Source organism: Streptomyces sp. NPDC036813 (assembly GCF_055609245.1).
Genome location: NZ_JBVJPV010000027.1, coordinates 1 through 23551, shown reverse-complemented (window position 1 = coordinate 23551; position 23551 = coordinate 1). Strand labels below are relative to the sequence as shown.

General features: G+C 68.1%; 24 protein-coding genes and 2 pseudogenes. 12 read left to right on the top strand and 14 right to left on the bottom strand.

Annotation, left to right across the window (positions count from 1 at the left end):
• Positions 1-146 precede the first annotated feature (146 nt).
• A complete protein-coding gene (locus tag ACZ67Q_RS37085) occupies positions 147-1325 on the bottom strand; it encodes an alpha/beta hydrolase family protein (RefSeq protein WP_471191291.1) in 1179 nt (392 codons plus the stop codon).
• 170 nt (positions 1326-1495) lie between these two features.
• Complete coding sequence (locus tag ACZ67Q_RS37080; protein ID WP_471191288.1) at positions 1496-2566, bottom strand: zinc-dependent alcohol dehydrogenase; 1071 nt, start codon at positions 2564-2566, stop codon at positions 1496-1498.
• Positions 2567-2898: 332 nt separating this feature from the next.
• Here ACZ67Q_RS37080 and ACZ67Q_RS37075 point away from each other — a divergent pair, with 332 nt between their 5' ends.
• Positions 2899-3633, top strand: a complete 735-nt coding sequence (locus ACZ67Q_RS37075) for a helix-turn-helix domain-containing protein (RefSeq protein WP_471191285.1) — start codon at positions 2899-2901, stop codon at positions 3631-3633.
• Positions 3634-3681: 48 nt separating this feature from the next.
• On the opposite strand, the gene ACZ67Q_RS37070 is transcribed toward ACZ67Q_RS37075, so the two are convergent.
• From ACZ67Q_RS37070 to ACZ67Q_RS37060, 3 genes are read right to left on the bottom strand one after another with little or no spacing between them, the layout of a single operon-like run.
• Positions 3682-4356, bottom strand: a complete 675-nt coding sequence (locus ACZ67Q_RS37070) for a 3-oxoacid CoA-transferase subunit B (protein WP_471191282.1) — start codon at positions 4354-4356, stop codon at positions 3682-3684.
• Positions 4353-5021 (bottom strand): 3-oxoacid CoA-transferase subunit A, encoded by a 669-nt coding sequence (locus ACZ67Q_RS37065; protein WP_471191279.1) that lies wholly within the window; start codon positions 5019-5021, stop codon positions 4353-4355. The genes ACZ67Q_RS37070 and ACZ67Q_RS37065 overlap by 4 nt, the downstream gene beginning before the upstream one ends.
• Positions 5018-6223 (bottom strand): thiolase family protein, encoded by a 1206-nt coding sequence (locus ACZ67Q_RS37060; RefSeq protein ID WP_471191276.1) that lies wholly within the window; start codon positions 6221-6223, stop codon positions 5018-5020. Before ACZ67Q_RS37060 ends, ACZ67Q_RS37065 begins: the two co-directional genes overlap by 4 nt.
• A gap of 83 nt (positions 6224-6306) precedes the next feature.
• Between ACZ67Q_RS37060 and ACZ67Q_RS37055 the strand changes: the two genes are divergently transcribed.
• The 5 genes from ACZ67Q_RS37055 to ACZ67Q_RS37035 all read left to right on the top strand — a co-directional run bounded on the left by ACZ67Q_RS37055 (position 6307) and on the right by ACZ67Q_RS37035 (position 10931).
• Positions 6307-7218: a LysR family transcriptional regulator gene (locus ACZ67Q_RS37055; protein WP_471191273.1), complete on the top strand. Its 912-nt coding sequence runs from the start codon at positions 6307-6309 to the stop codon at positions 7216-7218.
• Positions 7219-7248: 30 nt separating this feature from the next.
• A complete protein-coding gene (locus ACZ67Q_RS37050; protein WP_471191270.1) occupies positions 7249-7866 on the top strand; it encodes a TetR/AcrR family transcriptional regulator in 618 nt (205 codons plus the stop codon).
• Between the two features lie 197 nt (positions 7867-8063).
• On the top strand, positions 8064-8936 hold the full coding sequence (locus ACZ67Q_RS37045; protein WP_471191267.1) for a hypothetical protein: 873 nt from the start codon (positions 8064-8066) through the stop codon (positions 8934-8936).
• 67 nt (positions 8937-9003) lie between these two features.
• The gene (locus ACZ67Q_RS37040; RefSeq protein WP_471191264.1) at positions 9004-9879 is read left to right on the top strand and encodes an SGNH/GDSL hydrolase family protein; all 876 of its coding nucleotides are present in this window, start codon (positions 9004-9006) and stop codon (positions 9877-9879) included.
• Between the two features lie 192 nt (positions 9880-10071).
• A protein-coding gene (locus ACZ67Q_RS37035) for an IS5 family transposase (protein WP_471191452.1) occupies positions 10072-10931 on the top strand; the annotation gives its coding sequence in 2 pieces (ribosomal slippage) (positions 10072-10426 and positions 10426-10931; 861 coding nt in all).
• A 343-nt stretch (positions 10932-11274) separates the two neighbouring features.
• Here the strand turns inward: ACZ67Q_RS37035 and ACZ67Q_RS37030 are convergent.
• Entirely contained in the window at positions 11275-12552 is a 1278-nt protein-coding gene (locus ACZ67Q_RS37030) for a polysaccharide deacetylase family protein (protein WP_471191261.1), read from the bottom strand.
• Between the two features lie 709 nt (positions 12553-13261).
• Between ACZ67Q_RS37030 and ACZ67Q_RS37025 the strand changes: the two genes are divergently transcribed.
• Together ACZ67Q_RS37025 and ACZ67Q_RS37020 are read left to right on the top strand one after the other, a co-directional pair.
• A complete protein-coding gene (locus ACZ67Q_RS37025; protein WP_471191449.1) occupies positions 13262-13627 on the top strand; it encodes a cupin domain-containing protein in 366 nt (121 codons plus the stop codon).
• A gap of 94 nt (positions 13628-13721) precedes the next feature.
• The gene (locus tag ACZ67Q_RS37020) at positions 13722-15158 is read left to right on the top strand and encodes a carotenoid oxygenase family protein (protein WP_471191258.1); all 1437 of its coding nucleotides are present in this window, start codon (positions 13722-13724) and stop codon (positions 15156-15158) included.
• 424 nt (positions 15159-15582) lie between these two features.
• Here the strand turns inward: ACZ67Q_RS37020 and ACZ67Q_RS37015 are convergent, their stop codons facing one another.
• The 3 genes from ACZ67Q_RS37015 to ACZ67Q_RS37005 form a co-directional block, all read right to left on the bottom strand.
• Positions 15583-15903 carry a hypothetical protein gene (locus ACZ67Q_RS37015; protein ID WP_471191255.1) on the bottom strand — a complete coding sequence of 107 codons (321 nt, stop codon included), beginning with the start codon at positions 15901-15903 and terminating at the stop codon, positions 15583-15585.
• Positions 15904-16027: 124 nt separating this feature from the next.
• On the bottom strand, positions 16028-16153 hold the full coding sequence (locus ACZ67Q_RS37010) for a hypothetical protein (RefSeq protein ID WP_471191252.1): 126 nt from the start codon (positions 16151-16153) through the stop codon (positions 16028-16030).
• A gap of 161 nt (positions 16154-16314) precedes the next feature.
• A complete protein-coding gene (locus ACZ67Q_RS37005) occupies positions 16315-17451 on the bottom strand; it encodes a hypothetical protein (protein WP_471191249.1) in 1137 nt (378 codons plus the stop codon).
• A gap of 237 nt (positions 17452-17688) precedes the next feature.
• On the opposite strand from ACZ67Q_RS37005, the gene ACZ67Q_RS37000 reads away from it, so the two are divergent.
• Positions 17689-17850: a hypothetical protein gene (locus ACZ67Q_RS37000; protein ID WP_471191246.1), complete on the top strand. Its 162-nt coding sequence runs from the start codon at positions 17689-17691 to the stop codon at positions 17848-17850.
• A gap of 481 nt (positions 17851-18331) precedes the next feature.
• Entirely contained in the window at positions 18332-18664 is a 333-nt protein-coding gene (locus ACZ67Q_RS36995) for a hypothetical protein (protein ID WP_471191243.1), read from the top strand.
• Between the two features lie 47 nt (positions 18665-18711).
• Here ACZ67Q_RS36995 and ACZ67Q_RS36990 read toward each other — a convergent pair whose 3' ends face one another.
• Complete coding sequence (locus ACZ67Q_RS36990) at positions 18712-18837, bottom strand: hypothetical protein (RefSeq protein WP_471191240.1); 126 nt, start codon at positions 18835-18837, stop codon at positions 18712-18714.
• Positions 18838-18930: 93 nt separating this feature from the next.
• Here ACZ67Q_RS36990 and ACZ67Q_RS36985 point away from each other — a divergent pair, with 93 nt between their 5' ends.
• Complete coding sequence (locus ACZ67Q_RS36985) at positions 18931-19761, top strand: YhjD/YihY/BrkB family envelope integrity protein (protein WP_471191237.1); 831 nt, start codon at positions 18931-18933, stop codon at positions 19759-19761.
• 940 nt (positions 19762-20701) lie between these two features.
• Here the strand turns inward: ACZ67Q_RS36985 and ACZ67Q_RS36980 are convergent.
• From ACZ67Q_RS36980 to ACZ67Q_RS36965, 4 genes and pseudogenes are all read right to left on the bottom strand, one after another.
• Entirely contained in the window at positions 20702-21046 is a 345-nt protein-coding gene (locus ACZ67Q_RS36980) for a hypothetical protein (RefSeq protein WP_471191234.1), read from the bottom strand.
• Between the two features lie 428 nt (positions 21047-21474).
• Entirely contained in the window at positions 21475-22050 is a 576-nt protein-coding gene (locus tag ACZ67Q_RS36975) for a transposase family protein (RefSeq protein ID WP_471191231.1), read from the bottom strand.
• A 17-nt stretch (positions 22051-22067) separates the two neighbouring features.
• Positions 22068-22448: pseudogene (locus ACZ67Q_RS36970) on the bottom strand (transposase); the annotation flags it as partial.
• Positions 22445-22948: a hypothetical protein gene (locus tag ACZ67Q_RS36965; RefSeq protein WP_093872115.1), complete on the bottom strand. Its 504-nt coding sequence runs from the start codon at positions 22946-22948 to the stop codon at positions 22445-22447. The pseudogene ACZ67Q_RS36970 and the gene ACZ67Q_RS36965, both read right to left, overlap by 4 nt.
• Positions 22949-23047: 99 nt before the next feature.
• On the opposite strand from ACZ67Q_RS36965, the pseudogene ACZ67Q_RS36960 reads away from it, so the two are divergent.
• A pseudogene (locus ACZ67Q_RS36960) lies at positions 23048-23551 on the top strand (IS5 family transposase); the annotation flags it as partial.

Sequence of the window (23551 nt, the reverse complement as noted above, 5' to 3'; positions counted from 1 at the left end):
ATCGCAGCTCCGTTGGTTGCAGGGGGGAAGGGTGAGCGTGGAGGTAGGGAGAGGCACTGCTTCCTCACCGCAAGGGGCATACGGACAGCGCGACGTCTGCTACTCGAGCGCGAGGAGGTTCGGAAGCCGTCAGGTGGCCGAGGGCATCAGCGCTGCGCCGGGACGGTCCCGTACACGTCGGCGATCCAGTCCGCGATGTAGCTGGTGGTCGGCGAAATGTTGTCCGCCGCGACGTGCTCGACGCCGCCGTCCATCTCGGTCATGATCTTCAGCTCTCGCCGCGGGCTGTTGACGGCGGCGTCGTACTGCTTGCGCGCCATGTCGACGGGGATCTGGCGATCGTTCACCCCGTGAACGACGAGGAACGGCACGCGGATGCGGTCGCTGACCTCCACCAGGCTCATCGTGTCAGCGAACTTCAGAAAGTCGTCCGCCGAGTCCTTGCCGAACACCCACAGCAGGTGTTCGACGAAGTGCGGAACCGACTTCTCGGCAGCGTGCGTGTTGTCCTGCTGCAGGCGCCGGCGCTGCAGTTCCGCCCAGTCGTAGATGGCTCCCCAGGCGACGCACAGGCTGAAGCGGGGCTCGAAGGCGGCCGCGCGGGGTGCGTAGTATCCGCCGAGGGACCAGGCTGCGACGCCGATGCGCGCCGGGTCGCAGTCGGCGCGGGTCTCGAGGTAGTCCACACAGGCCGTGCCGTAACGCTCGCTCTCCGCGAATCCGGTCATGCTCCGCAGGCGGAGGGATTCACCGGAGCCCGGCTGGTCGATGATGAGGGTCGACACTCCGCGCCGGGCCAGCTCCTGGGCGATGCCGGTCCCGTAGACCATTTCCTTGGTCGAGTCGAGTCCGTTGAAGAAGACGATGAAGGGGCTCCTGCCGCCCGTCCGCGCCTTCACGAGCAGGCCCGGCAACGAGCGATCACCCTGATCGTCCTTGTAGGGCACCTCGACGAACTCGCAGTTCTCCTCGCCCAGGGTGACCGCCTTGCGGAAGCAGTCCAGGCCCGACTTGTATGCCTGGGCGCGGGGGGCGTAGCCGTGCTTCTGCATGCGCTCGGCGGTCAGGAAGTACACCGCAGCGCGTCGGTACCGTGCGGCCGCCGAGTAACCGCGCCCCGCGGCCGCGTCGGCATCGGCGAGGCCGGCCAGACGCTGAGCCACACCGCACCACGACTCGAAGAACTGCTCCGTCGACGCTTCTTCGGAGTCGGCGGTGAGCAGGGGCCGACATGCCTCGTCCACCTCGTCGACGACGGCCCCCGTACTCAGGGCCAGATTGAGGGACAGATTCCATACGTAGTTTCCGGGGAAGTACTCAAACATCCCGTGCAGCCTTTCTGTTGATGAGCCATCGATCGCTGCATGCGGCGATCCGGAAGGGCGCCGATTTCCACAAGCCATCCGGCCTGATCGGCAAGGAGGCACCGCTGGTCCGCTCGGTCCGGGGCGCGGAGGAGACACGAGACCCGCGGCGGGGCAGGCGTATCAGCCCATCAGCTGTGCGCTGTGGGCTCCACCAGGATCTTTCCGTCGACCGATCCGTTCGCCAGGCGCGCCAGGCCGGAATCCACCAGCCTGTCGAGGGGGATCACCTCCTCGAGGAGGAGACTTCCCAGCGGTCCGGTGGCGAGAATCTCTAGCGCCGGCCGCAGGTCTTCGTCGCAGACGTGGGCGACCGTTGAGTCGATGGTGATCTCGCGGAGAGTCAGGGTGAACATGTCCAGGGCCGGTTTCTCCCTGGGCAGACCGACGGCCAGGATTCGCCCCCCGGTGGCGACCATCGCAAGGGCATTCTCGTACTGCCCCGGGACTCCGCTGGCCTCGATCACGACATCGGCGCCCACACCAGCCGTCGCCTCCAGCACCATCGCGACGACGTCGTCGTGGGCGGAGAGGGTGCGTGTTGCGCCGAGTGTCAGCGCCCGTGCCAGTTTTGGGCCCGGCAGGTCGATGACCGTCACATCCGCCGTGTGCAGGTGCTGCAGGCCGGCGAGGACGAACGTTCCGATCGCGCCGGCGCCGATCACCACGACGCGGTCCCTGTCATGCACGCCCGCACGACGGGCGGCGTGAAGTCCCACCGCCAGCGGCTGCGCCATGCCGGCGTGATCGAGGGACACCCCCTCGGGAACCACGCGCAGCGTGTGCGCAGGGGCCGCGACATACTCGGCGAGACCGCCGTGGGCGTTGAGCCCCAATGTGTAGTAGCGGCGGCAGACATTGGTCCGCCCCTGTGCGCAGCGGTCACAAGCGCCGCACCACACGCCGGCGCCCGAGGCGACGACGTCTCCCACGCGCAGGGTCACGTCTCCGCGGACGTCCACCACCTCACCTACGAACTCGTGGCCCGGGATCATGGGTCCCACATGGCCGCTCGCCGGGTGCCGTTCCGCGAGCGGAACCATCACCGGGCCCTTGGCCCACTCCGTGGCGTCGGTGCCGCAGATGCCGTTGCGTCGCACCGCGATCAGGGCCTCTCCGTCTCGCGGGGTAGGTACCGGCACATCCTCGACGCGGATGTCACGCACACCGTGGTACACCGCAGCACGCATCGTCCCAGCCATGATCAACTCCCAGTTTTGGTGCACCGGCGAAGCGTCGTCGGCGGTCCCCTCCGCGTCAGGTCTGCGGCTCTGGAAACGGCCGACGGCCGATCTCCCGAGGGGGCGGCTCGCGCACCTGAAGAAATACCCTTGTTCAGTCTCACTGAACTTGTGCGTCCATACTGAACACCGGTGTGGGTGGTGTCAACGGGTCGTTACGAGAAAATGTCGTTCTCTCGGCCTTCGTCAGGCACCCCGACTCCATCGACTGTTCACTCACACCGAACGCGTGTAGCGTTCCGTAATGGCAGCAACCGGTGAGAGTGCCGGTTCCAGGGAGGAGGGGACAGTCCATGGAGGAACGCATCGGGCCGGCTCTCCGCGAGGCGAGAAAGGCCCGTGGTATCACCCTTCGGGCCCTCGCCGCGGACACAGGAGTCTCGGCGAGTCTTCTGTCACAGGTGGAGAACGGCAAGTCCCAGCCCTCCGTGAGCACGCTCTACGTACTCGTCAGCAGACTGGGCATCTCGCTCGACGACCTGCTCGGCCTCGACGTAAGGGAAACGCCCGCCGAAGTTGCCCCCAGTGGTGCCGCCGGACCCACCGGTGTCAGCCGCCCGGGGTTCACCCTCCAGAGGGCGGCTGACAGTCCCGTCCTGAACATGGACAGCGGCGTGCGCTGGGAACGCCTGGCGTCTTTCGACGACGGCATGGTGGAGGCCCTCCTCGTGACCTACCCGCCCGGCGCGAGCAGCTCGGCGGAAGGAACCCTCATGCGGCATGGAGGCTTCGAGTTCGCCTATCTGATGGAGGGATCGTTGACGCTGACGCTGGAGTTCGACCGGTACGAACTCGGTGCCGGTGACTCGTTCTGCTTCGACTCGACGCGCCCGCACCTGTACGTCAACCACGGCCGCGCAACGGCCCGCGGCCTGTGGTACGTCATCGGCCCCCACACCGCCGAACATACCCGCGAACGACTCTCGGACCTCCTCTCCCAGATCGCCGCCGGCAAGGCCCCGAGCCCGCTCGACGCCGGCGACGCGATCCGGCGCCTCGGCGTGAAGGGTTTCGTGTCCGGCGGCTGACCGCCGGGGCCGAGCACGGCCCGGCAGTCGTCGCACTCCGGACCGGGGTCAGGCCCGCGTCGTCAGCAGGGGGAGGCCGAGGCGGCCCGAGAGTTCGTCGACGCTGATGCCGAAGGTCTCCCGGACCATAACGCCCTGCGGCGTGATGTCGAGGACCGCAAGGTCGCTGTACACGCGGTCGACGCAGCCGAGCCCGGTCAGCGGGTAGGTGCACCGGGGCACCAGCTTGGGGGCCCCGGTCTTGGTGAACAGCGTCATCATCACGTAGACCTTCTTGGCCCCGATCGCCAGATCCATGGCTCCGCCGACCGCCGGAATGGCGTCCGGTGCGCCGGTGTGCCAGTTGGCGAGATCACCGGCCGCGGACACCTGGAAGGCCCCCAGGACGCACAGGTCGAGGTGCCCGCCCCGCATCATGGCGAAGGAGTCGGCGTGGTGGAAGTACGCGGCTCCCGGCCGTTCGGTCACGGGGACCTTGCCGGCGTTGGTGAGGTCGGGGTCGACCTGATCGCCGTGGGCGGCGGGGCCCATGTGGAGCATGCCGTTCTCGGTGTGCAGCACGACTCCGGCATCCGCGGGCAGGTGATCGGCGACGAGGGTCGGCTGGCCGATGCCGAGGTTGACGTACGAGCCGTGGGGAACGTCCCGGGCGATCAGGGCGGCTATCTCGTGCTTGCCCAGCGGTCGGCCGCCGGCACCCGCCCCGCTGATGTGCTCGTTCACGCGCTCGCCTCCTCTACCACGCGGTCGACATGGATGCTCGGTGTCACCACGGTCTCAGGGTCGATGCCGCCGGTGTCGACGAGGTCGCGGACCTGTGCGATCACGGTGGTGGCGGCGGTGGCCATGACGGGGCCGAAATTGCGGGCGGTCTTGCGGTAGACGAGGTTGCCCATACGGTCGGACCGGTATGCGCCGATCAGCGCGACGTCACCCTTGATCGGGTATTCCAGGACGTAGGTCCTGCCGTCGATGACCCGGGTCTCCTTGCCCTCGGCGAGCAGGGTCCCCGCGCCGGTGGGGCAGAAGAAGGCGCCGATGCCGGCTCCGGCGGCCCGGATCCGCTCGGCGAGGTTGCCCTGCGGCACCACCTCGAGCTCGACCCTGCCCGCCCGGTAGAGCTCGTCGAAGACGTAGGAGTCGGTCTGCCGGGGGAAGGAACAGACGACCTTGCGGACCCGGCCCTTGGCCAGGAGCGCCGCCAGGCCGGTGTCGCCATTGCCCGCGTTGTTGGACACGACGGTCAGGTCCTTGGCGCCCTGGCGGATGAGCGCGTCGATAAGCGCGACCGGCATGCCGGCCATACCGAAGCCGCCGACGAGCACGGTGGATCCGTCCTCGATGCCGGCGACCGCCTCGTCCGCGGTGTCACACAGCTGGACGGTCACCGGCTCGCTCCCGTCACGTTCTCCAGGACCACGGCGAGCGCCTGTCCGACCCCGATACAGATCGCGGCGACGCCCCACCGCCCGCCGGACCGCTCCAGCCGGTGGGCGAGGGTGCCGATCAGCCGGCCACCGGAGGCGCCCAGCGGGTGGCCGAGGGCGATGGCACCGCCCTTGGCGTTGACGATCTCCGGGTCGATCCCCCAGGCGTCCACACAGGCCAGGGCCTGCACGGCGAACGCCTCGTTGAGCTCGACCGCCGAGACGTCGGACCACGTGATGCCCGCGCTCTTCAGGGCTCGGTTCGCCGCCTCCACCGGCGCGAAACCGAAAGCCTGCGGGTCGAGCGCGAACACCCCGCGCCCGGCGACGCGGGCCAGTGGATCGCTGCCGACGCGGGCCCTGGCCGCCTCAGAGCCGAGGAGCACGGCGGACGCGCCGTCACTCAGCGGCGAGGCGTTGCCCGCCGTGATCGCGCCGTCGAGGCGGAACGACGGCTTGAGCGCGGCGAGCTTGTCGACCGTGGATCCGGCCCTGATGCCCTCGTCCCGCTCCAGCGTCGTGCCCTTCCGATCCGCCACCACCGGCAGGACGATGTCGTCGTAGAAGCCGGCCGTCCACGCCTCGTCGGCGAGGGCATGGGACCGTACGGCGAATGCATCCTGCCGCTCCCGACCGATGTCGAACCGGTCGGCGAGCTGCTCGTTGGCCTCCCCCAGGGAGACGGTCCACTCCTTCGGCATCCGTTTGTTGACGAGACGCCAGCCGAGGGTGGTGGAGACGGCGGTCACGTCCGTCGCGGGGTGGGCCCGGTCGGGCTTGGGCAGCACCCACGGGGCCCGGGTCATCGACTCCACGCCGCCGGTCAGAACGATGTCCGCGTCTCCGGTCTCGATGGCCCGGGAGGCGATGATCGCCGCGTCCAGGGAGGAACCGCACAGGCGGTTGACGGTCGTGGCGGGCACCGATGTGGGGAGCCCCGCCAGGAGTACGGCCATCCGTCCGACATTGCGGTTGTCCTCACCGGCGCCGTTGGCATTACCCCAGACCACGTCGTCGATCCCGCCCGGGTCCAAGGCCGGCACCTTGGCCAGGATGCCGTTCACCGCCATGGCGGCCAGATCGTCCGGCCGCACACCGGACAGGGCTCCCGAGAACCGCCCGAAGGGCGTTCTCACCGCCGCGTACACATAACTCTCGGTCATTTCCTCACGGTAGGACCGGGCAGTTCATTACGTCCAAGACCCAGTCCTTCTCCATTGATAAGCCAGACGCATAAAATAGTCGGATGGAGCTCCGACAAGCCCGCTACTTCCTCGCGCTCGCGGAGGAGTGCCACTTCGGACGCGCAGCCGCCCGTCTGCACGTCGCCCAGCCCGCGCTGTCCCAGCAGATTAAACAGCTGGAGCGCGAGCTGGGCATCCCGCTCTTCCACCGCTCCACCCGCCGCGTCGAACTCACCGAGGCGGGCCGGCACCTCACCGGTTACGCCCGCACCCTGATCACCGAGGTCGAACGCGCCCGCGTCCACATGACGGAGCTCGCCACCGGCCGGGCGGGCCGCGTCTCCCTCGGCTTCATCGGCACCGCCACCTACGACGTCCTCCCGCGCATCGCCCGCACCGTACGGGCCGAACAGCCCCACATCACCCTGGAGCTGCGCGGCGAACTCCTCAGCCCGCAGCTCGTGGACGGCCTGCTCACCGGCGCCTACGACCTGGCGGTCCTCCGGCCCGGCACCCACCCCGAGGGAGTGGTCGTCACCCCCCTGCGCACCGAGCCGCTGGTGGCCGTCCTCCCCGCGAACCACCCGCTGGCCGGTGAACCACACGTCTCCCTGAAAGCACTGGCCGGCGAACCCTTCGTTATCCACCCCGCACAGCCCCGATCCGCCATGCACGACAGAGTGCTCACGGCCTGCGCACGCGCCGGCTTCCAGCCGCCCTCCCTCGTCGAGGTCGGCGAGACAGCCACTCTCGTCGTCCTCGTGGCCGCCGGACACGGCGTGGCCCTGGTGCCCGAGTCGGTACAGAGCCTCCGGCTCGACGGCGTGACCTACGTGCCCCTGGCCGAGACCGAAGTCGTCGACCTCGTCCTGGGCCGGCGAGCCCACCGCAACACACCCGCTGTGCAGCAGGTCGCCGCGGTCATCGAGGCGTGCGTACGCCCCGAGGGCACCGCAGGGTTCCCCCTACGATGACTGCGTGTGCCAGTCGGAAGGGGGCGGGATGTGACGGTACGGGTGCAAGCCCAGAAGCGGCCCCGACGACCGGGTGGTCGTGCGGCCCTGGTGGTCGCTGCGGTACGACGGGCGACCGAGGAACTGCTGGAGGAAGTGGGATACGAAGGGCTGGTCCTCACCGAGGTAGCGGCCCGCGCACAGGTGAACAAGACGACCGTCTACCGCCGCTGGCCGAACAAGGTGGATCTGGTTACCGACCTGTTCCTGGCCCGCACGGCGCAGCAGGACGTGGGCCGGGACACCGGAAGCCTTCTCGGTGATCTGACGGCCCTGCTCCAAGACGTCGTGAGTAACCTGAACGACCCGGCCGCGCGGGCCGTGCTCAGCGTCCTGATCGGCGGCGCACTGGACGAAGAGACACGCGGTGCGCGCGAGGCATTCTGGGCCGAGCGGTTCCGCCGGAGTGCCGCGATCGTCGAGCGTGCCGCCGAACGCGGCGAGCTTCCCCGGGGCACCGACGCCCGCCTCCTCGTAGAGGACGCGTGCAGTCCCGTGTACTACCGCCTGCTGATTACCGGCGAGGCCGTCACCGACACAGACATCGCGCTGTTCGCCCAGCGCGCAGCGCAGCGAGCCCACGGGCTGCCGCGCGACGACGTCCGCTGACGTCCACGCGCTCCGGGCAGGCGCCCCACACTGAGGCGACGCGCTAGCTCATCACCCGCCGGAGCATCACACCACGAGACCGACACGCTCCGTAACCGGCCACGTACATGCATCCAGACTATTGACTCCCGCGAACCCCACTCCCACTCTAAAGCAACTGTAGTTGCCATAGCGGATGGACAGCAGGAGGTATGTGGATGCCGACCAGGAGAAGATTCCTGACGATGACGGCGCTGGCGACGGGCGCAGGGCTCACCCCGTGGGCCCTGCCCGGAGCAAGCGCAGCGACCCCCGTTCTCGAACTCACGACTTACATCAACGGCCAAAAATTCGACCGCACACCGGTCCTCCAGTGGGAGGCGCGCCGCCTGAATGTGGCGGCCGAGCGACTGAGTCACTGCCTGCCCATCGCGCTCTCGGCCGAACTGAGCAACCTCCTCGACGACTCCGCTCCCAGCGTGGAGAACATGGCTCGAGACCGAGAACAGCTGGCGGACGTGAAGCTGCGTATGGGACAGGAGGCGATCCGCGACCACCTGGCCCCTGACCTCGCGATCACGGAACCGGTGAGCGTGCTCGCGGCCGCCGCGGGCGAGTGGTCGGTCAGCCGGACCCGGGTCGACAGCTCGCTCGGCACCGCCCAGGGCTTCCTGGACTGGTTCAACGGACGGATCGAGCAGAACGACGAACGCGCCATGCTCGTCGCCAACCCCGACCACTACCTCATCAGCAGCTCCCGGCCCGGGGCCCAGGAAGTGATTGAGGTGACCGGGGGCGCCATGCTGGCCGCCCAGTTCCTCATCGACTACACGGACACCGCCGGCGTCCCGATCGAGGAGGACCCCCTCTACCCGGTTCGGACCTCCGGCTGGGCGCGAACCCTCGACGGCACCAAGATTGGAGCGGTCCGTCACCAGTTTCGCGACATCCCCGGCGGCGGATTCAGCGCAAAGCTCACAGTGGCGTTCCCGGCGACGCTGCCGCCGTGGATGTTCGCCGAGCACCAGTGGCACCTGGCATGCGAGTTTTCGAACTGGGTGACGGGCTACATCGCCTCCGCCCGGACCTGACCTCACGCGCCCCCGCACCCCCCGTCCGGGTGCGCTCGCGCGCCCTGATGAGTTGAAGGAGCCGCACGTGAACCTCAGCCTGCGAACCGCGCTGGCAGCCGCCGTGGCCGCAACAGCCCTGACGACGACCCTCGTCACACCGTCTGTTGCTGCCGAGAGCACCGAACCCCTTGAGTATGTGGCCCTGGGTGACTCGTTCGCCGCTGCCCCTCTCGTACCGCCGATCGACCCCTCGAACCTGCTGTGCCTGCGCTCCTTGGCCGACTATCCACACATAGCGGCCAAGGCGCTGGGCGCCAGACTCACCGACGTCAGCTGCTCCGGCGCCACCGCCGACCACCTCACCACCTCTCAGCACCTGGCGACCAAGCCCCAATTCGACGCCCTCTCCGAGGAGACCGACGTCGTCAGCATCACCATTGGCGGCAATGACACCGGGCTGGTCGCCGCAGCCCTGGAGTGCGTCAACCTGCTGCCGAAGCCTGTCGGCACCAGCTGCGCCGCCAAGAACATCAAGGACGGCGTCGACCTCGTAAAGGCTGGCATCGACGCCTGGGCGCCGAAGTTCGCCACCGCCCTCCAGCAGATCCGGCAACGAGCGCCGCACGCCGAGGTGTTCGTCATCGGGTATGGCAACTACATCCGCCCCGGCGGCTGCTTCCCCACCCAGCCCATCTGGGACGTCGACGCGACCTATATCCAGGGCGCCACCGACCACCTCAGCGCCACGCTCAGGACCACGGCGCGGCAACAGGGCGCGAAGTTCGTGGACACCTACTCCCTCGGTATCGGCCACGACGTGTGCGCGGCACCCGTCGGCCGGTATATCGAGGGCCTCACCCCCGCCCACGTCGCCACCCCACTGCACCCCAACGCGAACGGCTCCAAGGTTATCGGCGACGCCCTCGCCTCGACGGTCCGCTCCACCACTCGCACCGACTGAGCCGCCCACGCGCCCGGGGGCTGAGCAGGCGCGTCCTGATGGCGAGGGGAGGCGCCGCTGGATTCTCCGTGATCGCTTGGCTCAGGTGGCCACCGCGCTGGCGCCTCGACCCACACAACACGGTCCGACGGCAAGGGTGGTGTTTGGAACGATCCAGCCGTGACTGCTAGGCCGTTTCGTTTGGATCATCTGATCGTTGGTCCGGGTGTGCCGTTGACTGACGCGCAATGGGCGCGGATCGAGCCGTTGCTCCCGGACCGAACGCCGAGGCGGGGTGGCCGGTGGCGTGACCACCGAGAGGTGATCGATGCGATCGCCTTCAAGTTCCAGACCGGGACCCAGTGGGTCCACCTGCCGGAGAAGTACGGCAACTGGCGAGGTGGCTACAACCGGCTACGGATGTGGGCCGTCGACGGCACCTGGGAGCGGGTGTTCACCGCGTTGTTGGCCCAGGCCGACGCTGACGAGGACCTCAACTGGGCTGTCTCGGTGGACTCCACCATCGTGCGCGCTCACCAGCACGCGGCCGGGGCTCGCAAAAAGGGGCCCCGGCCGGCGAACCGGACGATCACGCCATCGGCCGGTCCCGCGGCGGACTGACCACGAAGATCCACCTGGTGGCCGACGGCCGCTGCCTCCCCCTGGCGTTCGTCCTGACCGCAGGACAGGCCGGTGACGCGCCTGCCTTCGAGCAGGTCATGGCCCGCCTGCGAGTGCCCCGGCAGCGTGGTCGGCCTCGCACTACTCCGGACGTCGTCCTGGCCGACAAGGCGTACTCCTCGCGTGCCATCCGCAAGCACCTGCGCCGGCGCGGAATCCGTGCGGTCATTCCCGTCCCGGCCGATCAGCAGGCACACCGCCTTCGACGCGGCAGCCGGGGCGGCAGGCCGCCTGCCTTCGACCGCGAGGCCTACAAGCACCGCAACACCGTCGAGCGGTGCATCAACCGCCTCAAGCAGTGGCGCGGCATCGCCACCCGCTACGAGAAGACAGCCACGATCTACCTGGCCGGACTCCACATCGCAGGCATCTTTCTGTGGTCCGCACGGTGATCCAAACGAAAGTCCCTAGTCAGCTCAGCACGGCGCCGGGCAGTGCGCGGCACGCTCCCCCGGCAGCCGGTCATGCGCGCTCACCGAACACGGGCACGTCTAGGACGGTCTCGTCCAGGCGCAGCCGGACGAAGCGGATGGAGGCGCCATACGTCGCGTTCCTGGGCGGTGTCGACCGTGATCTCGGCGACCAGGCCCGGCTCCACGAGAGTCACGTCACGCGTGCCGGTCGGCTCAGGACTGTTTGGTCGTGGCGAGCCAGGGCCGTTCGGGTCTCGGCCGGGCTGCTGCGGCGTGTGGCTGTCGTCGGCGCGCAGTCCGGGTCGGTGGTCGGCGCGTCGCTCTAGACGGGTTCTGGCGTGCTTTTTTTGATCTTGGCGGTCGGCCGTAGGTAGGTGGTCCAGCCGCCGGGTGGGGTCTGGCCGACTTCCAGGGCGCGGAGTTTGGCGAGGATGGCGGGGTTCTGGGCGTCGAGCCAGTCGACGAACTGCCGGAACGACACCAGGCGTACGTCCTTCTTTCCGGCGATGTGTTTCAGAGTTGATTCGACGGCGTCCATGTAGATGCCGCCGTTCCATTCCTCGAAGTGGTTGCCGATGTACATCGGCGCGCGGTTGGTCTCGTAGGCGCGTTGGAAGCCGGCCAGGTAGGCCTGGGTGGCCTGCGTGCGCCAGGACGCATAGTTGTAGGAGGGCGCGCGGGTGGAGTTGTGCGACTGGTTGGCGAGGATGTTGTAGTCCATTGACAGGACCTCGAAGCTGTGTCCGGGGAACGGGATGCCCTGCAGCGGCAGGTCCCACACGCCGTGCTTCTTCGAGGGCCAGCGTTGGACGCCGCCTGGGGAGGAGGCGTCGTAGCGCCAGCCGAGCTCGCGGGCGACCGGCAGCAGGTTCTCCTGGCCGAGCAGGCAGGGAGTGCGGCCGCCGATGAGCTCCTTGTCGTAGTCGAAGGGCAGCGGTGGTTGGGCGTGCCAACCCGTGTTGGTGCGCCAGGTCTTCACGAATGTGCGAGCCTGTTCGATTTCGCTGCGCCACTGGGTGGGCGTCCAGTTGGCGACGGAGCCGGTGCCGGAGCAGAAGTGGCCGTTGAAGTGTGTGCCGATCTCGTGGCCGTCGGTCCATGCCTGGTGGACGTAGGTGAGCGTTTCCTTGAGGTGAGCGTTGGTCAGGTAGCCGATGTCCGAGGCGCCCTGGGGATTGTTCGGCGGGTTGTAGAGCCGCTTTCGCTCTTCGGGAAGCAGATACAGGCCGGAGAGGAAGAACGTCATGTGCGCGTCGTGCTGTCGTGCCAGTTCGAGGAAGCGTGGGAAGAGGCCGGTCCCGACCTCGCCGGCACCGTCCCAGGAGAAGACCACGAATTGGGGTGGTTGCTGACCCGCCTCGAGAGGCGCAGGTGCGGCGGGTTGTCTGGGCTGCCGGCCGGTGTACGCGGTGGAGCCGTCTCCGATCAGCCGGGGCAGAGCCTGGGCGCCGCCTCCTGCGGCCTGGTCGGGGTGGCGGCCGGGTGCTGCCGGGGTCCGGTTGTGATGTTCCTCGTGCCCGCATCCGGTGAGCGTCGCGGCGGCGGAGAGGCCGGCGCCCAGGCCGAGACGGGCTGCGTTTCTGCGACTGAGGTCACTCATGGGCATCCCAACCCGCGCCCTGGACGGGCGCGTTGCGCGTTCCTTCTGAATGATGGGAACTACCGCACCATAAGGCAGATAAAATGATTAAGGATGCATTTTTGACGGCGCGCCATGTAATGGGCTGTCCAAGGAAGATCGGGACACGCCAAAGGACCCCGGAGCGTGCCCGTCTCTGCCTGATGCCGAGTTTCCGTTTTCTGCCGCGTGGCGTTGGGCCGCTCGTCCGCCTTCGCGTTTTGCGGCGTCCGGCGACAGCTTGCCGAGGTTGCGAACGTGCTCGATCTTCCGCTCGCCAGTCATCAGGTCCATCACGGCCGCGGTAGCCCGCGCGCATGATTGCACGACCGAGGCGCGGGCCAATCCGGACGGAGGGTTCACGGTCCGAGTGCCGCTGCGGTGACGGAGGGATCGCTTGCTGTCGGCAGCGGAATCGCTCTTTCTGCGTGAGCGATTCACCGACGTGGCGGACCGCCTCCCGCGCGACGGGAAGAAGTCGGCGCGGACGTGCGGCCGTCGCGGCGCGGCGTGACGATGGTCGAACAGGCGAGCACGGCGTGCGGGAGCGGAGGTGGCGTGAGTGATCCGTCGATAATCGCGGCGGGGCAGGGACGGCAGTTCCGCGGTCCGACGGGCGCCCCGATGACAGTGAAGATCGACGGGGCGGTGACGGGCGGGGCGTACTCAGTGATCGAGTACTCGCACGCCGCTGGGGCCGCCGGGACCGCCTCCGCATGTGCACGAGCGGCACGAGGAGGCGTTCCGCGTCCTGGAGGGCGAACTGAGCGTTGACGTCGACGACCGGACGCTCACGCTGGGCGCGGGCGAGTACGCGGTCGTGCCGCGCGGGGTGGTGCACCGGCCCTGCAACGCGGGCCTGGTCGAGGTGCGGTTCCTGTTCATCACCTCGCCGGCGCTGGACGGCTTCTTCGCGGAGATGGCCGAGCTGAACGGGGCGACCGGCGGCAATCCGCCCGCCCGTGCGCTGCGGGAGCTGGGCGCACGCTGGGACTGCGTGTTCACCGCTCTGCCCGGCGGCGACGCGATGACGCGGATGGTCAACGAGGAGCGGTGACCGGACGGGCCGCCCGGGCGGGGCCCAAGTGGCAGGAGACCACGTCCGGCATTTGACTGGTCGGATACATGTACTTAGTCCAGGGAGGGTTTCCATGACCGCGCCCGCCGCTTTCGATCCGACACGCATCGCGCACCTCACCGGACGGTTCGCCCCGGTCACCGAGGAAGTCGACGTGGTGGACCTGGAGGTCACCGGGGAACTGCCGGACGATCTGGACGGCGTTTATCTGCGCAACGGCCCCAATCCGCGCTTCGCTCCGATCGGCAGTTACCTGTATCCGCTCGACGGTGACGGCATGATCCACGGGGTCTGGCTGTCGGCCGGGCGGGCCCGGTACCGCAACCGCTTCGTGCGCACCCCCGCTATGATCGCCGAGGAGAAGGCCGGGCGAGCCCTGTGGGGTGGCCTGGAGTCCATGATTCTTCCCGGGGTGGACGAGGTCGGGGACGTACTCGCGAACACCTTCAAGCCGCTGCCTGACATCAACGTCGTCCAGCACGGCGGCCGCCTGCTCGCCCTCGCCGAGTCCGACTGCCCGTTCCGGATGAGCCCTGAGCTCGACACCCTCGGCAAGGAGACCTTCGACGGGCGGCTGCCGGCCGGCATCACCGCCCACCCCAAGATCGATCCGGTGACCGGCGAGATGGTCGTCTTCTGTTACGGCCTCGAACCCCCGTACCTGACCTGGTCGGTGATCGGCCCGGACGGCGCTGTCCGGCGCGGCCCCACCTCCGTGGACGGCGTCGGGGAACCGCAGATGATCCACGACATGGCGCTCACCCGCCGGTATGTGGTCCTGGTGCTGGCGCCGGCGTTCTTCGACATCGAGGCGGCCATGAGCGGCGGTTCGTTCGTTGCGTGGCGCCCTGAGCGGGGCACCCGCATCGCGCTGATCCCGCGTGACGGCGGCCCCGTCCGCTGGGCCGACGACGAGGCGTTCTGGCTGTGGCACACGGTCAACGCCTACGACGACCCCGACGACGGGCGCGTGGTCCTGGACTACGTCCAGTGGCCGGCTCTCTCCCTCGGCCCGGGCTCCCCCGAGGGACGGTCCCGGCAGAGCGGGCACCACGGACTCACGCGGGCCGTCGTGGACCCGGCCGCCGGCACCGTACAGCGCACCCGACTGGACGATGCCAGGGTGGAGCTGCCCCGCATCGACGACCGCGCTCTGACCACCCCCCACCAGCGGCTCGCCGTCGCTGCGGACAGCGGCCGGGTCGACGGCCTGCTGCCCGGCGAGTACGACGCCCTGCGCTGGTACGACGTCCGTGCGAACGGCAGCGCCGCGCAGGTCTGGAACGCCGGGGACCTGTCCGTCGGTGAACCCGTCTTCGCGCCGGTGCCGGCCACGCGCGGCAGCGAGCGCGGCTATTGGCTGACATTCGCCACTGACCGGACCGACAACACGAGCTGGCTGCTCGTCCTGCCGGCGGAGGATCCCGCTCAGGGTCCGGTCGCCCGCGTGCGCATCCCCGTCCGGGTCCCCCTCGGCCTGCACGGCACCTGGCTGCCCACCGAGGAGTGACGCCGACACTGCACCAAAGGCATGACCCGCCGATGACAGCCACTCTCACGGCCGGAGTGCTCGCTGCCCCGATCGTCCCGGCCGCCGAGGCAGCCCCCACCACTGCGCCCGCCGCGTCGGCCAGGCCGTGCGCGACGACCTGGCGCGCCGTGGAGCGCGTGGCGGTGCGCCGGCCGGCCCGTACGACGGTCCGGTCGCCACGACGCGCACGCCGGTCCACCACTACCTGCGCAAGGGCGAGCTGGTCGGGGGCGCACGCACCGACAGCGGCCCCGCCTACCGGGCATGCGGCGCCCCAGGGAGCCTGTTGCGGATCGTGCCGGGCGGGCAGGACCCGCAGACCTGCCTACATTGCGCATGACCTTCCCGCGCATGACGATTCCCCGCCCCGGACGGTGCGGGGAATCGTGGTGACGGTTCGCGCCTATTTGGTGAGCACGCCGACGAATGCCGGAGCCAGGGCGCGGATGCGCGCCTCGGGAACGTCTCCGGCGAGGGCCTCAACGGCGAGGTTGGTGCCGGGTGTTCTGGCTGCGCCGAAAAGGTCGTGCAGGAGGGCGAGGCCTTTGCGTGCGGTCCCTCCGACGCGCGGGTCGTCGCACAACTGCGTGAAGGTCACGGCGAGGTCGGCGGCGGGGACTGTGGTCATGATGCGGTACACGTCCCCGGCGTCCTTGTTGTGGAGTCGTTGGGGGCGCTTGTCAGCGTCGCGGATGCGTTCGCTGAGTTTGACGGCTTTGGCCACCAAGAGGGTCGCGGCCGCTGTGTCGACCAGCTCGGGGCAGGGCCGAAGTGGCGGTCGATCTGCCGGCGGGCGCGCTCGCGCAGGGGGTACGGACGGTGAGCCATGATCCCCAGCTTGGCAGAGGTCAGGCGTCGTCCGGCCAGGTCGTCAACGAGGTGCCGGTCTGTTCGTCGGTGAGGGTGATGCAGACGCCCGGCCTGCCCTGCTCACCGACGAGCTGGGTGAACTTGCCGCGGGAGGCTCCGTACACGAGGACGGGAGTCGTTTATCAACGTCTCCCGGAGTCACGGCGAGACCCCGCTGCTTGATCAATGTCGATGAGTTCGGGAGTCGCTGACGGCCGGGTCGGCGGTGTCGGGGCCCCCTCGGCAAAGCGGGCCGGGCTCAGGACAGTGGCGTGCGATGCGCGCCTCACTCGTCGGCCCGCGCATGGCCGGCGAGGCGCTCGGGATCGTGCTGCACGCGCTTCATGGCGGCATCGGCGAGTGCCTCTCGCCGATGGGTGAGTTCCCGGTCAAGAGTCTGCACGGCGTTCTTGGCGAGACCATCGTCGGTCATCTGCCAAAAGTGCGGCTGGTAAGGCTGGCGGACGCGAGTCGGCTGGGAGAAGAGCGCCGTTATGACGGGGTCGGCGATCGCGTCCAGGGCAGCCTTTAGCCCCTCGGGAGGTTCGGCGTGCCGGATGAGACCGAAGTCGAGAAGGCGCTGACACCCGTCCTCCCAGGCATCGTCACGCAGGCCGAAGGCCTGCATGCGGGGCCGCGTGGTGAGGAAGACGCCCGACGTGCGGTGTTTCCTGGGCGCCCACTGGCTCATCCATCTCAGGATGAGCCAGGTGGCGACCTCGGAAGGATTGAGCACCTGGATCCAGCCCTTCAGGAAGAAGTCCTTGGGGAGCGTGATCGCCCTGGCGGCTGTCCAGCTACGGACGGGGACGGTGTAGAAGTCCGGGGTCGGCCTATCGCCCCGCCCGCCTTCCTCCATGAGGGAGAAGTCCTCGTACAACCGCTGTCCGCGCGCGCCCCGGGGCATGGAGACCAACGCGTCTTCATGGCCGAGTTCTTCCAGAGTTCTCAGGGCTCCCTTGACTTGCCGAAGCCGCAGGTCCTCAAGCTTCCTCGTGCGCCACCGCTCCTCCGCGCGCGCACTGCCGCGGAGCTCTGGAGGCATGTTCTTCAACGCGGCGTCGTACGCACCCGATGCGGTGTCGTACGCACCGTCGATGGCAACGAGAGGTGACCACGATTCGGCACCCTTCAGCGGGCGGACGTTCTGCCAGGGGTCCCCTGGGTCCAGTCGGCACTGCGCCTCGAAGAGGGCCAGCAGGTAGAAGCGCAGGGCTATCCCTCGCGGAAGGACTAGCTTGGTGAGCCTCGACCGTTCCCCGTCGGCCCGCAGCAAAGCGGTGCGCAGGACGATGGAATCCGGCTCCTTCCCTGCCTTCCAGATTCCTCCCAGGGCCTCAGACGCTTGCGTGACCGAGCCGGTCTTCCGCATCTGCTGCAGTCGGCGCAGTCTGCGCTCGTTCGTCTCCCGTGCATCAGCCACGAAGGAAGGTTAGCGTTTTGATCCCGCCGTTTTGATCCGGGTAAAGGCTTCTCTCGAAGAGCCTTTACCCGGATCAAAACGTTGATCACGTCCTGACGAAGGCTCTTCCAGGCCCCTCACCATGGATTGAGGCCCGCTCAACGCGGGCTCGGCGGCCACGTCGTTCGCACAGACGCGAACGGCCCCGGGGTCCATCCGGGGCCGCCTGCTCGAAAATCTCTTCAAGGAGAACAGTACGTGGCAGAGTCCCATAACCCCCAGCCCCTGCCCCAGCGCTGGGCGATCATCCTGCTCGCCGGCGTCCTGGCGGGCGCCCTGGTCCTGAGCCTGGCAGGCCCGCTGTCCGGGCTCGGTGCCGCAGGCACGACGGTGCTCGCCCTGCACAAGCTCATGGCGTAGCGAAACCGGTGGAGGGTGCTGCTGTCATCCTCCACCGGCGCCGTCAGACGCCCCTGGCCGCGCTGTGCCCAACAGGGCGGCACCGCGGGTGCCTCCCGAACTCGTGAACATCAACTTGGCCGGCATTGAGGTGGCCTCCCGCGCTCATCGATAAACGACTCCCGTTCTCTCGTGGACAAAGCCACCGCGGGCGATCGCCCGGCTGTCCCACCAGCCGTGGATAACGGGACGCCCGTCCGCGCTCATGGCGAGGTGATAGCGGCCGGGGCGCAGTGTTGCGGCCGCCGTGTCCGTCCGTGGTGGGCACAGCCCTGACATCCCTGGCCGGTCGTTGTACGGGTTGCCCGCCATCCTAGAATCGAACATGCGACCGATCCAGCTCCAACGCGCCTGACACTGCTCCGCTTCCTGGAGCGCGTGCAGGTCCGCGACCTGGAGCGCACCCGCCGGTGGATCGCCGACGAAGAACGCACTGTGTGCCGTGCTGGTCACCGGCCAGGAAGAAGAGCTGGTTGGTGCCTCCTTCGTTGGAGCGGATGGCGACGGCCGTGTCACCGGCCGCGTAGGTGCGCTGCGCCCACGCCGCGCCCCCGCCCGAGGGCAGGTGCAGTTCGGTAGCGCCGGCGTAGAGGATGCGCTCGCCGCTGTCCGTGCTGCGGATCAGCAGTTCGCCGTCCGCGTCGTGGAGGTCCCCCAACTGGTTCGCGACGAAGCAGAGTTCGGCCTCCTATGCTTCTCGGCGGCGGGTTCGACGGGTCTGATCGGCAAGCCCAACGCAGCCGTCCGCGTGATGGCAGGAGGGCCGAAACCCTGATTATGCTCCTGGGCGGCCACGACCAGAGCGGTGAGCACATGGTCAGCTCACTTGCCGAGGACGTGATCGCTTTCGGCGAGGCCGAAGGCGTCGAGGGTGCAGTTCGAGTGGGTCACGGTCACTCCCGAGCAGATCGCCGCTTGCGAATTGCCGACCTTCCCGCGTCGCGTCATGGGCTTTCGGGATCATGGTCTCGTCCTGAGCCGTTCGGGAAACCGCGTCGCGCCCTCACGAGCCGCCGGTGTCGACCGTGATAGTCGACAGGCATGCCGATGAAGATGCCGGGTGCCCCAGGCCGTTCCTCTCTGTTCGAAAGGCTGGGCCGCGTGATCAGCCGTTCACCAGTCGGACGCGGCTGGCGGCGCAGCAGCGACCTGGGCTTGGGACAGCGTTCACTGGGCTTCGCGGCGCTGGGGTTCCTCACGCTGGTGCCGCTGCTGATCATTGTTTCCTCGGCCGATCCCAAGCACGGGCGGGGATTCGCGCAGTGGCTGGGAGAAGGACTCGGCGTGTCGACGACCTCCAGGGAACGGGTGGAACAGTTGTTCATTCGTCCCGGTCAGGCTCTGCGGACCACGACCGCGTTCGGAATCGCCGTCCTCGCCGCTTTCGGCCTGGCCTTCGGAGCAGCGGTGCAGTCCGGCTATGAAAAGGTCTGGGATTTGCCCCCGGCCCGCTGGTGGGCCAGGTGGCGCCATGTGGTGTGGCTCGGCGTACTCATCGGCTACCTCTTCGCTTCCGCCACCACGCTGCGACCTGAATCCCTGGCCGGCGCGTTCGCCGCATCGCTGAGTGCCGTCCTGTTCTTCTGGTGGTCGCAGCGCATACTGCTGGGCGGCCGGGTTCGCTGGCGCGCCCTGGTGCCCGGCGCGGTGGCTACCGTGGTCGGGCTGCTCGGCCTCAGGGTCTTCTCCCGGCTCGTCTACTCGCCCCTGATCGCGTCCAACACCGTCACCTACGGCCCCGTCGGAACCGTCCTGGTCATCCAGTCCTGGCTGGTCGGTGTAGGCGTCGTCGTATTCGGCGGTGCCCTGGTCGGCCGGCTGCTGCAAGAGGAACTCCCCCGCGTGGCCCGTGCCCTGAAACGGCGAGGATGAGACGGGAACGCGGGAGCCCGCGGCTGCTCACGCCCGGCGCCAGTGAGCCGTGCGCGGAGGCTTTCCGCCCGGCACGCGCCCGTTCTGGTGCCGACACTGCAGCTGTTGACGCAGGCGGCCGGGGCCCAGCGGCACTCGGCCGGCGGGGCGATCCCGGGCTGTGCTCGCTACGGACGGCAAGGGCTGAGACCCATCATTCGATGACCTCGCCTGTAGGCGGACTGGGATCCCGTCGAGGAATGCACCTACCCGCTGCAGGATGCCGCCACGGCGGAGCAGAGGCTGCGGTGCCACCCCCTCGTAGAGAGCCGTCCCCCGGCATTGACTGCACCGACAATCCGACGGACAACCTGTTAGAGCTCACAACCGAGTTGCCGCCGCTTCGGCGCTTCTCCGCCGGGCATAGGAAGGTGCGAGCCCGCGAACACGCGGACCTTGTCGACGCCGACCGCAGCCTCCCCGATGTCATCCCGGGGTCGTCATCGATCAGGCCGTAGGGTGGGTCCGTCTCGTCTCGGCTGGCCACGTGAGCCTGGCTGAGTTTGGGACAGTGCCGCTCAGCACGGAGGCGACCAAACCGCGTGTTGATATGACGGAGTACCCATTTCGCTCCTGGGTGGCTTCGCCCAGTTGCGCGAGTTTCCCACGAAGCCGGCTCTTGCTTCGGCCCTGGCTCCGGGAACAACGGATCGATCAGCGACCACAGTTCGTCGTCCACGATACATCAGCCTGTTTCCACACCTCACGAACGATGGAATCGCCGACCGTATGACGGGTCGCCAATTCAAGGCATTGTGGCAGCGAGCTGTCACTACGCCGAAACCATGGCTGGGTCGAGCTGTCTTCGGCCCGGCCCAACTCAGCGAAAGGGCCGTGCGAGAATCCCGCACCAGCCCTTCACGCTGAGTCGCACTGCCGCGATAGGTCTCCGGATCCGGTCTTATCGACCAGAAATCCACGCAGTCATCATATCCGACCTACCTTCATCCTTACCATGCGCGCCGTCGCGGATCACCGTATAGAACATCAAGGTGTGCCCCTCTTTCAAGTCGTAGTCACACTTCGTGGGAGGGTTGTTGGCTCCGTTCGCGTCGTGGCATTCGCCGCTGCGCCCGTAATCCGTTGTCCACACGAGGACGGCTCGCTTCCCGTCCGCGCGCATGTCCTGGACGGTGAAGTAGTCTCCGGTCGAATAGAAGCATCCCAGCGCGAAGGCGTACGGTGGACCACAGAACTTGGTGGTGGCGGCGTGAGCCGGTGCGCCAAAGGCGAGCAATGCCGCCATGGATGCGACTGCCGTGGTTGCAGCAGTGACTATCCTTCTCGCTACTCTCATGCTGACGTCCCAGGAGTTGGATGAAAGTGGGATTTGAAGCGATTCGACGCTTCAACTCGCGTCTAAATTAACGTGGTTGATCTGAGGACCGCAAGCAAGTTGAGCTTGTCCTGAAGTTCAGCGGCAGCTGAGGTCGGATGCGGCCGCACGGCGGCGGCAAACAGAACACACATGACGAGACGCTGTTCGCGGCCACCAACTACGCGCTGGGCAGCGGATTTGCCTGGCGAGCATTGCCGCCGCGTTTTTCGGAATTGGTGCCTCAGTCGTAACCGACTGTCCCCGTGACCGGTGGTCGAGGTGAGGCGCTCGTAAACCTCCTAACGAGCTCGTGCACGGTGGTGAGGCGTCGTGGGCCTCGGCGGGGGCTTGGCGTTTCACATTGTTCGTGCCGGAGTCAGGTCGGCGTTCTGTTGGTGGGAAAGCAGGGCGGCGATGGCTTGGACGGTGTCGCTCACGCGTTCGCGGCGGCCGAGGTGGCGGGCCAGCACCCGCCAGTTCTTCAAATGCGCGATGCCGTGCTCGACCCGGATGCGTCGCGAGGAGTGTGCCTTTCGCTGCCGCTCGTGCATTTCCTCGTACCAGTCAGGAGGGTTCTTCTTGAACTTGCGGTGCGGCGGTGTCACCACACGTCCGCCGCTCTGGGCACCCAGGCCCTGGTAGCCGGCATCGCCAAGAATCTCCACGGCCGGGCCGTCGGCCAAGAGCTTCACCAGCCCTGACTGGCGAGCGTGGGTGATGTCCGCGCAGCTTCCCGGCTTGATCGGGCTGCAGAACAGCACGCGGCCGTCGCCGTCCGTGACGACCATGGTCTTGACGGCGTTCTGCTTGCTCTTGCCGGAGATGAACTTGTCCCGGTCCTTGCGCCCGGCGGCCGGACGCCGGACCCGGATCTCGGTGCCGTCGATGATCCCGGTCTTGCCGTCGGCGCCGAGGTGGTCGACGACCTCCAAAAAGGGGCCCCGGCCGCGTGCTGGTGAGCGCGCACGATGGCGGAGTCCACCGAGACAGCCCAGTTGAGGTCCTCGTCAGCGTCGGCCTGGGCCAACAACGCGGTGAACACCCGCTCCCAGGTGCCGTCGACGGCCCACATCCGTAGCCGGTTGTAGCCACCTCGCCAGTTGCCGTACTTCTCCGGCAGGTGGACCCACTGGGTCCCGGTCTGGAACTTGAAGGCGATCGCATCGATCACCTCTCGGTGGTCACGCCACCGGCCACCCCGCCTCGGCGTTCGGTCCGGGAGCAACGGCTCGATCCGCGCCCATTGCGCGTCAGTCAACGGCACACCCGGACCAACGATCAGATGATCCAAACGAAACGGCCTAGGGGCTGTCCCGCAATGACCGCTCATAGCTCCGGGAACGGCGGGGTGTCATCCATCTCCTGCAGCAACTTCTGAGCAGGCGTCGCTTCCTCTGACCGTATGGAGGAGGCAACGCCCTCGATGACGGACCGGCCCGCGTACACGGCTGTCCTTGAGGCTGCCTCCCAGCCGGGTTGCTGCCGGTAGCTCGCGTTGTGCTTGCGGTCATGCGCTGCCGCAGCGGCAGAGTGCCACTGGTCGGTCCGGCAGATGCTTCCCAGAAGGTCTAACAACTCGGCCTTGCAAGCAACGTGCGGGGACCCGACCAGTTCAAGAAGGAACGGCACCGTGGGAGCTGTCGCCTCGCCGACGACGAAGCCCAGCGCACAGATGGCGTCGCCCAGGTCATCGATGGCGATGCGGGCCGTGTCCTCATCCCCATATGCGATTCGGGACAGCAGAGGTGGGATACCGCCGGCCGCGGCGCCTGTCGCGTCGTGCAGTTCTCCCCAGCGGATTCCGGAGACGCTCCTCAACAGACTTCCCACGTCCTGCTCCTCGTCAGATCGTCGTCCCGGCCCTGGCGGTGCCTTGAGCATGGTGCAGCTAGAGCGTGTCTCTTTGGTGGGTAAGTCAGTTGATCGGATGTGTCTGTCCGATTAGTGATCACTGATGCGATGTGGGACCGGATCGAGCCGCTGATGCCGGCCGATCCAGTCCGTGGACGACGGTGGGCCGACCATCGCCGAACGCTGGAGGCCATCGCGTGGAAGTACCGCACCAACTCGCCCTGGCGTGACCTGCCCGAGGAGCTCGGACCGTTCCAGACCGCTCACAAACGGCTGATCAGGTGGGCTGTCGACGGCACCTGAGAGATGATCCTCGCCGCTGTTCTGGCGGCGGCGGACGCCGACGACGAGATCGACTGGACGGTGTCGGTGGACTCCACGGTCGTCCGGGCTCACCAGCACGCCGCCGGGGCACGCAAAAAGGGGCGGCTTGTTCTGGTGAGCCCGCCGATCACGCGCTCGGACGCTCCCGTGGTGGGCTGAGCATCAAGGTGCACCTGGCCGCGGACGGCGGGGCACGACCTCTGGCCTTCACCGTCACCGCAGGCCAGGCTGGTGACGCACCCGCCTTCGAAAGCGTGA